Below are 12,672 nucleotides of genomic sequence, written 5' to 3'. Positions count from 1 at the left end.
CATCGAGGCGATCCTGAAGAAGCACGGGATCTGACCGCCGGCCGACCGGCGACCGGCCGACCGGCGTCCCGGACTGAATCGACACAGCGGTCCCAGGCCGTCAGAGCGTGCTCCGGAATGATCAAGATCTGACCGGACATTGCGACATTCAACGAACTCCCGGTCCTCACGGGCGTGTTGATCGCGTGGACCCCGCGTACTGCGTCATCATCGCGGCGAGATGCCGGACACCACTCAGCTGGATCCCCAGCTGGACCCGAGACAGAGCGAAACCGCGCGGGCGCACAGCGAACCGCGCGGCTGCCTCTTCGCCCTTTCCCAGCCACCGCTCATGATCTTCCTTGCGGTGATCGGGTGTCTGCTGCTCATGGCTTCGTTGCACGATCTGCTGTTGCTGTGAGCCGTACCCGCGTTCCCCGGCGCCACCCGCCGGGGATCGCGTCGGCCAACGCATCGGTGGCTCCGCCGGCCGGGAACGGCGGTGTCAGCCCGCCGCCTCCTTGCGCCGTGCCCGGTACGCGGCCACGTGCAAGCGGTTTCCGCACGTGCGGCTGTCGCAGTACCGCCGCGAGCGGTTCCGGGACAGGTCGACGAAGGCGCGCCGGCAGTCGGGCGCCTCGCACCGCCGCAGCCGCTCCTGCTCCCCCGCGACGACGAAGAACGCCAGCGCCATTCCGCAGTCGGCGGCCAGGTGGTCCGCGACGGAGGCGCCGGGCGCGAAGTAGTGGATGTGCCAGTCGTAGCCGTCGTGGTCGGTGAGCCGGGGCGTGGTTCCGGCGGCGGCGACCAGATCGTTGATCAGTCCCGCCGCGGTCCGGGCCTCGGGGGCCGCGAAGACCGCCGCGAACCGGTCGCGGATCTTGCGCACCGCCGAGAGGTCGAGCTCCGAGAGCACGCCGACGTCGCTGATTTCGTGCGTTCCCACAAATTCCTGGAGGGCCGCGGCATCCGGCAGCCCGTCCGGCGCCGATTCGTCCTCCGGCACGGTGTTCACCAGATCCACCACGGTGTCGAGGGCGCACCGGGTGTCGTGGGTGATCAGCACATTTCGCTCCCTGGCCTGGGGTCGGGCGGGCGCCCGCCGATGCTGGCCGATGGTAGTGGCTCACGCGGCGGGCCAACCGGCTCCGATCGCGGTCCCGGCCGTCGGTTGCCGGTACAACGCCGACCGGACAGCCTTCGTTCCCGGGGAGGGCGGCAGAGCGGCAGGGGTCGGCAGGAGGCGGCGGGAGCGCCAGGAGGCGGCGCGAGGCGTCCGGCCGTGCGGGCCCCGCCGCCGCAGCGCACCGGCGCCGCCCCCGCGGAGATCCGCGGCGACGACGCCGGTGTGTGCCGTATGCGGTTGTCCGGGCCCGTGCCGTCACCCCGAGTCGACGGCGACGGGCGGCTTCACGGTGTCTCGCCCTAGCTTTCCGCCAGGATGTGCGAGAGCTCCTGGTCGAGGTCGAAGTGCCGGTGTTCCGTGCCGGGCGGCACGGCGGCGTCTGTGCGCTTCAGGAAGGACTCCAGGGCCCGTGCCGGGGCCTCGAGCAGTGCCTCGCCCTCCGGGGAGCTCAGGGCGATGCACACGACGCCCTGGCCATGACTGCGGGACGGCCAGACACGGACGTCGCCGGTGCCGGTGGGGCGGTGGAGACCTTCGGCGAGGAGGTCGCGGGCGAACACCCACTCGACGGTTTCCTCGGCTCCGGTGTGGAAGGTGGCGTGCACGGCGTAGGGGTCGGCCGTGTCGTACCGCAGGCCTGCGGGGACAGGCAGGGAGGACTCGCTCGACACAACGAGGCGCAGGTGCAGCTCGCAGCTGACCGTGGTGTTCATAAGCGCCAGGGCCTTTCGCTCAGTGTGCGCTCGGGGATTCGCACGTCGGCGAAATCGACATGCCACCTACGGTGCCGTTGTAAACCCCTCTGAGTGTTTTGCGTGCGTTTACGTAACTCTTCCGGCCGAGTGATCGTTCGGGTCGTGCGCCCATTCCGGTGACAGGTTTCGCTCCGGTAGTGTTTGGCTGTATGAACACGGGGAGTAACACGCCCGGCGAGGCAGTCGTGGCGGAAGACCGTACGGGGACGGACGAGGCCGCGGCCGACCGCGCGCTGGGCTCACGGGCACCGGAATTCATCAGGGCGCGCCGCGCCCTCCACCTGAGCTGGCAGGTCGGCGTCTTCGTCGTCGGCCTCGCGGTCGTGGTGGCCGGCGTCGCCATGCTGGTGCTGCCCGGACCGGGCTGGGTCGTGATCTTCGGCGGCATGGCGATCTGGGCGACCGAGTTCGTCTGGGCCCAGCTGGTGCTGCGCTGGACCAAGCGCAAGGTCACGGAGGCGGCGCAGCGCGCCCTCGATCCCAAGGTGCGGCGCCGGAACATCATCCTGACCTCGATCGGCGTGGTGATCGTGGCCGTGCTGGCGGGGATCTACCTCTACAGGTTCGGGCTCGAGATGCCCTGGAAGATCCAGGACCAGTGATCCGCGGCGGGGCGCGGTGAACCGGCCCCCGCTGGTCACAGGCACCCCCTGACATGGGGTAATGTTCTCCCTGCGTCCGGGCGATTAGCTCAGTGGGAGAGCGCTTCGTTCACACCGAAGAGGTCACTGGTTCGAACCCAGTATCGCCCACCGGATCATGAGGCGGCCCGGCTCACCATGGTGAGCCGGGCCGTTCTGTCGTGCGTGAGCCCGGGGATCCGAGGCGTGCCCGAGCGTCACGTGCGGTGCGTCCCGGGTCGGCCGTGCCGCCCGTTCCGCTTCCAGCTGTCTTCACCCAACCGTGACCTTCCGTGTCGCCGGCCCCGGCGGGCCCATCGGTGTTCGGTCCGTCGGCCACACCGCGCGGACCTCGGCCTTTTCCGGTGCCGCCGGCCGTGCGGCCGGGATGGCCGTCCGCGCTGTCCGTGCCCCGCGCCCATGAATTCCTGTCCGAATCATTGACGCGCTCCCGGGCCCTCCGTAACTTGTGCCAGCAAGCGCTTACTTGAAACGATTCATGAGGCGGACGCGACGTCGCGAGGAGGCTCGTATGCAGCAGGACGGGAATGCGGAGAAGCGGACCGGGAGGCGCACGATCCTCAAAGCGGCGGGGGCCTCGCTGGCCGTCGCGGGGCTGGGTGCGACTGCCACCGCGTGCGGCGGCGGCAGCGGCTCGGGAGACGGAACGGTGACGATCCGTTACTCATGGTGGGGCGCCGAGGACCGGGCCGAACGCATCAACAAGACCATTGCGCTCTTCGAGAAGAAGTACCCGAAGATCAAGGTCAAGACCGACTTCCAGCCGTACACCGACTTCTGGAAGAAGTTCAACACCCAAGCCTCCGGCGGGAATCCGCCGGACGTCTTCCAGAATGCCATCGGTTTTCTCCGCAAATACGACGCGAAGAATGTCCTGCTCGACCTGAGTGAGCAGACCGAGGCGGGAAACCTCTCCATGGACGGCTTCCGGGCGGGTCTGGAGAAGTTCGGCGAGATCGACGGGAAACTCCTCGGCGTGCCCGTCGGCTCGAACTCCATGGCCCTCGTCATCGACAAGCCCGTCCACACCCGGGCCGGCAGCAAGCCCGAACAGGGCTGGACCTGGGACGATTTCGACGAGGCGATGACGCGGATCCGGGACAGGACCGGCCGCGCCGGGGACAGCGGCATGTACGGCGTGATGTACCTCTACGACCTGTACCTGCGGCAGAACGGCAAGGCCTTCTTCACCGAGGACGGGCTCGGCTTCTCCGAGGCCGACCTGACGGCCTGGTGGACGAAGGCGGAGAAGGGCGTGAAGTCCGGCCTGTTCGCCGACCCCAAGAAGGTCGCCCAGATCAAGCCCAAGTCGGCGCTCTCCGCGGAGCTCGCCGGCAGCGAGTTCACCTGGGACAACTTCACCGTCCGCTACACCTCCGAGGGCAAGAGCGAGTACGGTCTCGCACCGATCCCCACCACGGACGGCAAGCGCACCGGCCAGTACCTCGGCTCGCTGATGCTCAGTGCCTACAAGCGCACCGAGCACCCCAAGGAAGTCGCCCAGTTCATCGACTTCATGGTCCACGACCCCGAGGTCGCCAAGATCATGGGCTACGACCGGGGCGTGCCGACGACGCAGGCCCAGTACGACGCGTACCAGCCGACCGACCCGGTCAACAAGGCGATCGCCGCCTACGAGGCCTCCCTCGTCGAGGCGGGCGTCCTGGAGCAGATCACCCCGCACCCGAACGGTGCCGACATCTGCGAGGCCGCCTTCCTGCGCATCGCCGAGGAGATGGCGCTCGGCGAGCGGTCCGTCGAGGACGCCGTGAAGCAGTTCTTCTCCGAGTCGAAGACGGCTCTCGCCGGCTGATGGGGAACGCAGTGACACACGCCCCTGCGATGGAGGGCCCGGCCACGGACTCCGAGCCGCGGCACGGTCCGGTGAAGCCCCCGCGCCCCGCCGAGCTGAAGCGGCGGGGCCGCCGGGAGAACCTGGCCGGCTACCTCTTCATGTCCCCCTGGATCGCCGGTTTCCTGCTGCTGACGGCGGGACCGATGGTGGCCTCGCTCTACTTCGCGTTCACCGACTACAACCTGTTCGACGCCCCCCGGTGGATCGGCCTGGACAACTTCTCCGAGATGTTCGGCGACCCGCGCTGGCGCCACTCGGTTCAGGTCACCCTCTGGTACGTCGTCGTCGGCACCCCGATCAAGCTGGTCGCGGCGCTCGGCGTCGCGCTGCTGCTGGCGCAGAAGCGGCGTGGACAGGCCTTCTACCGGGCCGCCTTCTACGCGCCCTCACTGATCGGCGCGAGCGTGTCCGTCGCCATCGTGTGGAAGGCGATCTTCTCGGACGACGCGGTCGTCGACCGTACGCAGCGGCTCTTCGGGATCGACGCGGGCGGCTGGACCGGCGACCCGGACCTGATCATCTACAGCCTGGTGGCCCTGACCGTATGGCAGTTCGGTGCCCCCATGGTCATCTTCCTGGCCGGCCTCAAGCAGGTGCCGCGCGAGCTGTACGAGGCGGCCGACGTCGACGGGGCGGGCAAGCTCCGGCAGTTCTGGAACATCACGCTGCCGATGATCTCCCCGGTCCTCTTCTTCAACGTCCTGCTGGAGACCATCCACTCGTTCCAGATCTTCAGCTCGGCCTACATCGTCGGCGGCGGCGCCGGAGGCAACGCCTGCGGTCCCGCGGACGGCACGATGGTCTACACCTGCTATCTGTACGTCCAGGGCTTCGAGAACAGCCGCATGGGCCTGGCCTCCGCCATGGCCTGGATGCTGCTGGTCGCGGTCGCCCTGGTCACCGCGGTGCTGTTCTGGTCCCAGAAGCGCTGGGTGCACTACGAGGAGGGCGGCCGATGAGCGCGCAGGCCACCGACGTCACGCCCGCCCCGTCCGCGAAGGGGGCCCTGCGGCGCAGGCTCCCGGGCTCGCTCGCCTGGCATCTCGGGTCGCTGGCGATCCTCGCGGTGATCCTTTACCCGGTGATCTGGGTGATCGGCGGCTCCTTCAAGGAGAGCGGAGACATCGTCGGCAGCCTGGACCTCTTCCCGGGTGACCCGATCCTCTCCAACTACACGAGCCTCACAGACGGCATCGCGGACATCTCGATCTCCACGTTCTTCTTCAACTCGCTCCTCCTCGCGGTCGGTTCGGTGATCGGGATCGTGGTGTCCTGCTCACTGACCGCCTACGCCTTCGCGAAGATCCGGTTCGCCGGCCGCAATCTGCTGTTCACGCTGATGATCGGCACACTGCTGCTGCCGTACCACGTGCTGCTGATCCCGCAGTACGTGCTGTTCCGCAACATGGACATGATCAACACGTACACCCCGCTGCTGCTGGGGAAGTACCTGGCCACGGAGGCGTTCTTCGTCTTCCTGATGGTGCAGTTCATGCGGAACCTGCCCAGGGAACTCGACGAGGCGGCCCGCCTCGACGGCTGCGGGCACTTCCGCATCTACTGGTCGATCGTGCTCCCGCTGTGCCGTCCGGCCCTGATCACCAGCGCGATCTTCACCTTCATCAACTCGTGGAACGACTTCATGGGCCCGCTGATCTACCTCAACGAGCCAGGCAAGTACACCGTCTCCCTCGGCCTGAAGATGTTCGTGGACCAGGAAGGGCTCGCGAACTACGGCGGCATGATCGCCATGTCGCTCGTCGCGCTGCTGCCCGTCCTCGCCTTCTTCCTGGCCTTCCAGCGCTATCTGATCGACGGCATGGCGACGTCCGGTCTGAAGGGCTGAGGTGAACCGATCGTGACCGACGCACGCGCCAAGGCCCACACGGAGCGGGGGGAGTCACGGTTCGCCGAGGGATTCGCCCTGTTCGCCGAGTGCCTGCTCACCGGGGTGTGGATCGCGGTGGCCTCGCTGCCGCTGGTCACCTACCCCGCCGCGTTCGCGGCCGGCGCGCGGCATCTCGGGCGCCGACTGGCCCACGAGCGCGGCGGCTGGCGGGAGTTCACGGCCGACTTCCGGGCGGCGGTGCGCCGCGGCTGGCTCGTCGGGCTCGCCGGGTGGGCCGCCCTGGCCGCGGTCTGGGTGGACGTGCAGGCCGTACGCAACGGTCTGCCGGGTGGTCCCGTGGTGGGCGCCGTCGGGGTCCTCGCCCTGATCGGCGCGGCCGTCGCCGGGCTGCGCGCGGCGGCGGCCTGGCGGCCCGGCGCCTCCTGGCGGTCGCTGCTCGCGCAGGCCGGGCGCCGCACCGTGCTCGACCCCGCGGGTTCCTTCCTGATCGTCGGCGGGCTGGCCGTCGTGGCCTGCTCGGCCTGGTTCAGCGCGCCGCTGGCGGTCGCCGTCCTCGGTGCCGTGGCTGCGGCGGCCGTCGCCGTGGAGGAGCGCTACCGGCGCCGCTGACGACGGCGCCTCCGCCCCCAGGGCCGGCGTCCCGGCGCCACACCCATCTCCGCCATGCCCGTGACAGACGCCACTCGCACACAGCGCCATGCCCTTGACACCCCCTGCACCCGCCCCGTCCCGCACGGAACGGAAAGGAAAGGAAAGGCCATGTCCCCCATCCCCCGCAGGTCCCTCCTCAAGGCGGCCGCCGTCGCCGGAGCCGCCGCCCAGTTCAGCTGGGCGCTGGGCGCGAAGGACGCCCAGGCCGCGCCCGCCGCCAAGGACGCCGGCGCCGACCCCGTCACCCTGACCTGGCTGGAGGACGGCGGCCTGGGCGCCGCCCCCGGCTCCACCGTCGGCGTCCCGTGGCCCAAGGGCACCTACCGGCAGGACCAGTCCTTCGCCGTCACGGACGCGGACGGCAAGGCCGTACCCACCCAGTCCTGGCCCCTCGCCTACTGGCCGGACGGCTCCCTCAAGTGGACCGCGCACGCCGTCGGCTCCGGCGACGGCGAACTCACCCTGACCGCCGGCACCCCCGCCGCGCCCGCGAAGCAGGTCACCGTCGACCGGCGCGGCGGCACCATCGACATATCGACCGGAGTCATCACCGCGAGAATCGGCAAGTCCGGATCGACCCTGATCAAGTCGGTCACCAGAGGTTCCACCGAGATCGCGAAGAACGGCCGTCTGGTCCTGCTGCGCCAGCCCGAGATCGAGGACGGCGACCAGGGCACCGTGAAGTACGAGCGCTTCGACGGCGCCGTCGACGAGGTGAAGGTCGAGCAGGACGGCCCGGTCCGCGCCGTCGTCCGCATCGACGGCAAGCACCGCAAGGGCCACCGCGGCTGGCTGCCCTTCTCCATCCGCCTGTACTTCTACGCGGGCGCCGACTCCTTCCGCATGGTGCACACCATCACGTTCGACGGGAAGCAGGAGCCCGGCAAGGCGAGCGGCGACTTCATCCGCGGCCTCGGCGTCCGCTTCACCGTCCCGATGCGCGACGAGTCCTACGACCGGCACATCCGCATCGGCGGCGAGGGCACCGGCCTGCTGCGCGAGGCGGTCAAGGGCATCACCGGCCTGCGCCGCGACCCCGGCGCGGCCGTGCAGGCGGCGCAGTTCGCGGGGGAGGGGCTGCCCGACCCGGCCACCTGGGACCAGCGCGTCACCACCCGTCTGAAGTACATCCCCGAGTGGGGCGACTACACCCTCTCCCAGCTCTCCGCCGACGGCTTCTCCCTGCGCAAGCGCACCAAGAAGGGCCACGGCTGGATCGGCGCGGGCGGTGGCCGGCGCGCCTCCGGCTTCGGCTACGTCGGCGGGACGAGCGGCGGACTCTCCTTCGGCCTGCGCGACTTCTGGGAGAAGCACCCCGCCCAGCTCGACATCCGCGACGCCCAGACCGACGAGGCCGAGGTCACCCTCTGGCTCTGGTCGCCCGAGGCCCAGCCCATGGATTTGCGCTTCTACCACGACGGCATGGGGCAGGACACCTTCCCCGAGCAGATCGAAGGCCTCAACATCACCTACGAGGACTACGAGCCCGGCTTCGGCACCCCCTACGGCATCGCCCGCACCTCGGAGCTGCTTTTCTGGGCCAACGCCGCCACCCCGAGCGCCGAGACACTCGCCGAACAGGTCGAGGCCGTGCGCGTACTGCCCCAGCTGGCCGCACCGCCGGGGCAGCTCATCAAGTCCAAGGTCTTCGGCCCCGGCCTCTACTCCGAGCCCGACCGCTCCACACCCGCCAAGGCGAAGATCGAGGACCACCTCGACTTCCTCTTCACCTTCTACAAGGATCAGGTGGAGCAGCGCCGCTGGTACGGCTTCTGGGACTACGGCGACATCATGCACACCTACGACACCGCCCGGCACCAGTGGCGCTACGACATCGGCGGCTATGCCTGGGACAACTCCGAACTCTCCCCGGACCTCTGGCTCTGGTACGCCTACCTGCGCTCCGGCCGTGCCGACATCTTCCGCTTCGCCGAGGCCATGACCCGGCACACCGGCGAGGTCGACGTCTACCACCTCGGCGAATGGGCCGGCCTCGGCACCCGGCACGGAGTCCAGCACTACGCCGACAGCGCCAAGCAGCAGCGCATCGCCAACACCACCTACCGGCGCTACTACTACTTCCTCACCGCCGACGAACGCGTCGGCGACCTCATGCACGCCAACGTCGACTCCGACGAGACCTTCCTCGCCCTCGACCCGCTCCGCAAGATCCGCACCGAGCCGTACACCCCCGACCGCCACGCCCTGTCGGTCGGCTTCGGCACCGACTGGAGCGGTCTGGTCTCGGCGTGGCTGACCGAGTGGGAACGCAAGGGCCCCAAGTGGGAGAAGGCCAAGGCCCGCGTCCTGTCCACCATGGAGACCATCGCCGCCCAGCCCAACGGCTTCGTCCAGGGCAGCGGCCTGTACGACCTGGACACCGGGAGGTTCGCCGTCGCCGAGACCCCGAAGGTCGAGGTCTCCCACCTGTCGGCGGTCTTCGGCCTGAACGAACTGTGCGCCGAACTCATCGACCTCGTCGACATGCCGGAGTTCAACGAGGCGTACTACGACTACTGCCGCTACTTCAACGCCTCCAAGGCCGAACAGGCGGCACGGTACGGCAGCAACTTCGGCAGCCTCATCCTCTTCCAGGGCCACTCGCGCCTCGACGCCTACGCGGCCGTACAGACCGGGGACGAGAAGCTCGCCACGCGCGCGTGGCAGAAGTTCTACGACTCCGACGGCTACAAGGAGTCGGCCCCCTGGAAGACGGAGAAGCTGAGCGGCCCGGTCGCGCTGGTGCCGGGCAGCGAGGCGAGCTGGGTGTCCACCAACGACACCGCGCTCTACGGCCTCGCCGCCATCGAGAACCTGGCACTTCTGGGCGACAGGATGCCGTAACCGGCACGTGACGGGGGCGGGCCCGGGCACACTCCACGGGTGGACTGGAACCATTACCGATTCCTCAGCCTGTGGGCCCTGCCCGCGCCCGCCCCGGACGTCTACCGCGCGCTGGAACGGATCGAGGACTATCCCCGCTGGTGGCCCCAGGTGCGCCAGGTCACCCGGCTCGACGACACCAGCGGGGTCGTCCGGTTCCGCTCACTCCTCCCGTACGACCTGACCGCGACCCTGCGCGAAGGCCGGCGTGACGCGGGCGCGGGGGTGCTGGAGGTCGCCATGTCCGGCGACATGGAGGGCTGGGCGCGCTGGACGGTCGCCCCGCGCGGCACCGGCGCGCTCGTCCGCTACGACCAGGAGGTCGACGTACGCAAGCCGCTGTTGCGCCGCCTCGCCGTGCCGGGACGGCCCCTGTTCCGGGCCAACCACCGTCTGATGATGCGGGCGGGGCGGCGCGGACTGGCCGCCCACCTGGAAGGCGGTCACCAAGCGGTTTGAAGGAAACGCGCCGGGCCCTGTATTGTTCAGTGCGTTCCCGGGCGATTAGCTCAGTGGGAGAGCGCTTCGTTCACACCGAAGAGGTCACTGGTTCGAACCCAGTATCGCCCACGTTCGCGAGAGCGACGTGTTTCCGCAGACAACGCGGATCACGTCGCTCTCGTCGTGTTCTGCGCGGCTTCGCCGCGCGAAGTGAGGGCTCCGCCACCCACACCTCCGTGCCCGGCGTTGCTCGCGGCCGGAGTGGTTCGCTCACGCCGCCGCCGGCAGGTCCGGCCGCAGCGGCCAGGCCGGGTCCACCGCCTCCTCGGCGCCGTTGAGCGCGAACCACGCCTGCAGCCCCCGCGCCTGCCCCGCGTGCCAGACGGCCTGGAGCGTGTGCAGCTCCGCGGCGGACAGGCGTTCCAGCCGCCCCGGGAAGCGGCGCCCCACCGCCCGTACGACCTCCAGCGCGGCCTGCGCGTCGGCCGCCGCGTCGTGCGCGTCCGCCAGCTCGACGCCGTAGTGGACACACAGGTCGGTGAGGGTGCGGCGGCCCTTGCGGTACCGGTCCAGGTGTTTGTCGAGCACGCGCGGATCGAGGACGTGCAGCGACGTCCGCTCCACCCAGCGGCCCAGGGAGGAGGCGCGGTGCCGGCGCAACTCCCGGTCCAGCAGCGTCAGGTCGAACGGCGCGTTCATCACCACGAGCGGACGCCCGGCGCGGGCCTGCTCGGCCAGCGCCTCCGCTATCTCGTACATCACCGGCGCCGGCCAACGGCCGTGGCGCCGCACATGCTCCTCCGTCAGCCCGTGCACAGCGGTCGCCGCCTCGGGCACCGGCACACCCGGGTTCACCAGCCACCGGGTCACGCGCGGCCTCAGCCCAGGGGCGTCCTGCACGACGAGGGCCGCCGACACGATCCGGTCGGTCTCGACGTCGACACCCGTCGTCTCCGTGTCGAAGGCGGCCAGCGGCCCCTCGAACCAGCTCGTCATAGGGCACTCAACTCCTCGTCCGGGTACGGCAGCTGACGCGCCGTCCTCTGTCCCGATCCGGTGATACCCGGGCTGTTTGCGGCGTACGCCGGAAGGACACAACAGGAGTACGGGTCGTCGCAGTTCAGCGACCCGCAGTGGGGATACACCAGTTCTGGAAGGCTGTTGGCCATGGCCATAGCGCAGCCCGAACGGGGCGGGCTGCTGCCCGAGCGCACGGCGCCCTCTCGCGGCTCTCTCGCCACCACCGCCTGCATGGAGACCTTGCAGGTCGGCTACCTCCACGCGGTCGCCGCGGCGGCGGGCTGCTCGCTCTCCCAGCCCTTCCCGGACAACGGCATCGACTGGCACGTCAGCCACAGCGCCCCCGGGCACACGGTCGACGACGAGGTCACCATCAAGGTGCAGCTCAAGGCGACGTACCAGATCCCGCCCGGACCACCCGGCGGCTTCTTCTCCTTCACGCTGGACAACGACCACCTGGCGAAGCTCGCCCGCACCCCGGTCTCGGTGCACAAGATCCTCGTCGTGATGATCGTCCCCCGGTCCCGGGACCAGTGGCTGCGGGCCGGGCACGACCGGCTCGATCTCAGGCACTGCTGCTACTGGACCAACCTCGCCGGACACCCGGTCACCGGCCGGCGGCGCACCACCGTGCGGATACCGACCGCGCGGGTCTTCGACGACCGGGCGCTGTGCGAGATCATGACGCGGGTCGGGACGGGAGGGAAACCATGACGCACCGCCCGACCGGCGAACCCCTGCGCGCCGTGCGGACGCACCCCGCCGACACCGCCGGTGACCCGGCCTGGGACGACGGCAGCCCGCCCGCGTCCGGCACCGTCGACCCGGCCGTGCTGACCGCCCTGCTCCACCGGCACGGGTGGCGGCGTCGCGGTGGCGCCCCGGGCCGCTACGGCCGCTGGACCCCGCCCGGCCCGGCCGCCGGTGCCACCAGCCTGCTGGTGCCCGTCAGCCGCGCCTTCCCCGACAGCGAAGACCTGCTCGGCGAGGCACTGCTCGCGCTGTCCCGCAGCGGCACGCCCGCCGCCCGCGAGATCCTCCTCTCCCTCGCCGTGCCCAGCGACGAGATCCGCTGGGGTCGCGACGTACCGGCCGGGCCCGGCGACGCCGCCTCCTGGACCGTGGAGGAACAGCTGCGCTCCGCCGCCCGCCGGATGCTGCTCGCCGCAGCGCTCGCCACGCGCGCGCGTGCGGGCTACTACGGCGCCCGGCACCGGCGCGCCGCCGCCGAGGCCCTGGAGAACGTCCTGGTCGGCCCCGCCCCCGGCGGCCGCCGGCTCACCGCGTTCGCGCCGGTCACCACCGGCCGCCCCCTCGCCGTACGCCTCCACCACGCCCTCTACGCCGCCCGCGAGGCCGTCGACTACCGGCGGGCCACCGGCGGCATGGAGGCCTTCGACACGGCCGTCGCCGCGGGCGTCAGCCACGAGCTGACCGAGGCCCTCGTCGCCCTGGTCCGCGGCACGGAGGGC

At 70.4% G+C, this 12,672-nt stretch carries 12 protein-coding genes, 2 tRNA genes and 1 pseudogene; 12 read left to right on the top strand and 3 right to left on the bottom strand.

Translation table 11 applies throughout. The annotated features are described in order from the left end of the window. Window positions 1-220: 220 nt before the first annotated feature. The gene (locus tag EBH09_RS06220; RefSeq protein WP_121745947.1) at window positions 221-400 is read left to right on the top strand and encodes a hypothetical protein; all 180 of its coding nucleotides are present in this window, start codon (window positions 221-223) and stop codon (window positions 398-400) included. Between the two features lie 84 nt (window positions 401-484). Here EBH09_RS06220 and EBH09_RS06215 read toward each other — a convergent pair whose 3' ends face one another. Both EBH09_RS06215 and EBH09_RS06210 read right to left on the bottom strand, forming a co-directional pair. Continuing rightward, on the bottom strand, window positions 485-1,045 hold the full coding sequence (locus tag EBH09_RS06215; RefSeq protein WP_121745946.1) for a CGNR zinc finger domain-containing protein: 561 nt from the start codon (window positions 1,043-1,045) through the stop codon (window positions 485-487). Window positions 1,046-1,404: 359 nt separating this feature from the next. Beyond that, complete coding sequence (locus tag EBH09_RS06210; protein WP_004002642.1) at window positions 1,405-1,818, bottom strand: SsgA family sporulation/cell division regulator; 414 nt, start codon at window positions 1,816-1,818, stop codon at window positions 1,405-1,407. Window positions 1,819-2,009: 191 nt separating this feature from the next. Here EBH09_RS06210 and EBH09_RS06205 point away from each other — a divergent pair, with 191 nt between their 5' ends. The 9 genes from EBH09_RS06205 to EBH09_RS06165 all read left to right on the top strand — a co-directional run bounded on the left by EBH09_RS06205 (window position 2,010) and on the right by EBH09_RS06165 (window position 10,309). Then, window positions 2,010-2,462 (top strand): TIGR02611 family protein, encoded by a 453-nt coding sequence (locus EBH09_RS06205; protein WP_121745945.1) that lies wholly within the window; start codon window positions 2,010-2,012, stop codon window positions 2,460-2,462. Window positions 2,463-2,540: 78 nt separating this feature from the next. Next, a tRNA-Val gene (locus tag EBH09_RS06200) sits at window positions 2,541-2,612 on the top strand. A 400-nt stretch (window positions 2,613-3,012) separates the two neighbouring features. Further along, the gene (locus EBH09_RS06195) at window positions 3,013-4,314 is read left to right on the top strand and encodes an extracellular solute-binding protein (protein WP_121745944.1); all 1,302 of its coding nucleotides are present in this window, start codon (window positions 3,013-3,015) and stop codon (window positions 4,312-4,314) included. Continuing rightward, window positions 4,314-5,315, top strand: a complete 1,002-nt coding sequence (locus EBH09_RS06190) for a sugar ABC transporter permease (protein ID WP_193776128.1) — start codon at window positions 4,314-4,316, stop codon at window positions 5,313-5,315. The genes EBH09_RS06195 and EBH09_RS06190 overlap by 1 nt, the downstream gene beginning before the upstream one ends. After that, complete coding sequence (locus EBH09_RS06185; protein ID WP_121745942.1) at window positions 5,312-6,202, top strand: carbohydrate ABC transporter permease; 891 nt, start codon at window positions 5,312-5,314, stop codon at window positions 6,200-6,202. The genes EBH09_RS06190 and EBH09_RS06185 overlap by 4 nt, the downstream gene beginning before the upstream one ends. A 12-nt stretch (window positions 6,203-6,214) precedes the next feature. Then, window positions 6,215-6,814 (top strand): hypothetical protein, encoded by a 600-nt coding sequence (locus tag EBH09_RS06180; protein ID WP_121745941.1) that lies wholly within the window; start codon window positions 6,215-6,217, stop codon window positions 6,812-6,814. 150 nt (window positions 6,815-6,964) lie between these two features. After that, window positions 6,965-9,700: a Tat pathway signal sequence domain protein gene (locus EBH09_RS06175; protein WP_121745940.1), complete on the top strand. Its 2,736-nt coding sequence runs from the start codon at window positions 6,965-6,967 to the stop codon at window positions 9,698-9,700. A gap of 39 nt (window positions 9,701-9,739) precedes the next feature. Continuing rightward, window positions 9,740-10,198, top strand: a complete 459-nt coding sequence (locus tag EBH09_RS06170; protein ID WP_121745939.1) for an SRPBCC family protein — start codon at window positions 9,740-9,742, stop codon at window positions 10,196-10,198. Between the two features lie 39 nt (window positions 10,199-10,237). Beyond that, window positions 10,238-10,309, top strand: a tRNA-Val gene (locus tag EBH09_RS06165). Window positions 10,310-10,450: 141 nt separating this feature from the next. Here the strand turns inward: EBH09_RS06165 and EBH09_RS06160 are convergent. Further along, complete coding sequence (locus EBH09_RS06160) at window positions 10,451-11,176, bottom strand: 3'-5' exonuclease (RefSeq protein WP_121745938.1); 726 nt, start codon at window positions 11,174-11,176, stop codon at window positions 10,451-10,453. 171 nt (window positions 11,177-11,347) lie between these two features. Here EBH09_RS06160 and EBH09_RS06155 point away from each other — a divergent pair, with 171 nt between their 5' ends. Then, window positions 11,348-11,914, top strand: a complete 567-nt coding sequence (locus EBH09_RS06155; protein ID WP_121745937.1) for a DUF4365 domain-containing protein — start codon at window positions 11,348-11,350, stop codon at window positions 11,912-11,914. Beyond that, window positions 11,911-12,672, top strand: a pseudogene (locus EBH09_RS06150) (hypothetical protein); the annotation flags it as partial. The gene EBH09_RS06155 and the pseudogene EBH09_RS06150, both read left to right, overlap by 4 nt.

It is taken from the genome of Streptomyces sp. E2N166 (assembly GCF_003671715.1).
GTDB classification, from domain to species: domain Bacteria; phylum Actinomycetota; class Actinomycetes; order Streptomycetales; family Streptomycetaceae; genus Streptomyces; species Streptomyces thinghirensis.
Note: the sequence above shows the minus strand (reverse complement) of the source record. Positions and strands in the feature narration are given on the sequence as shown.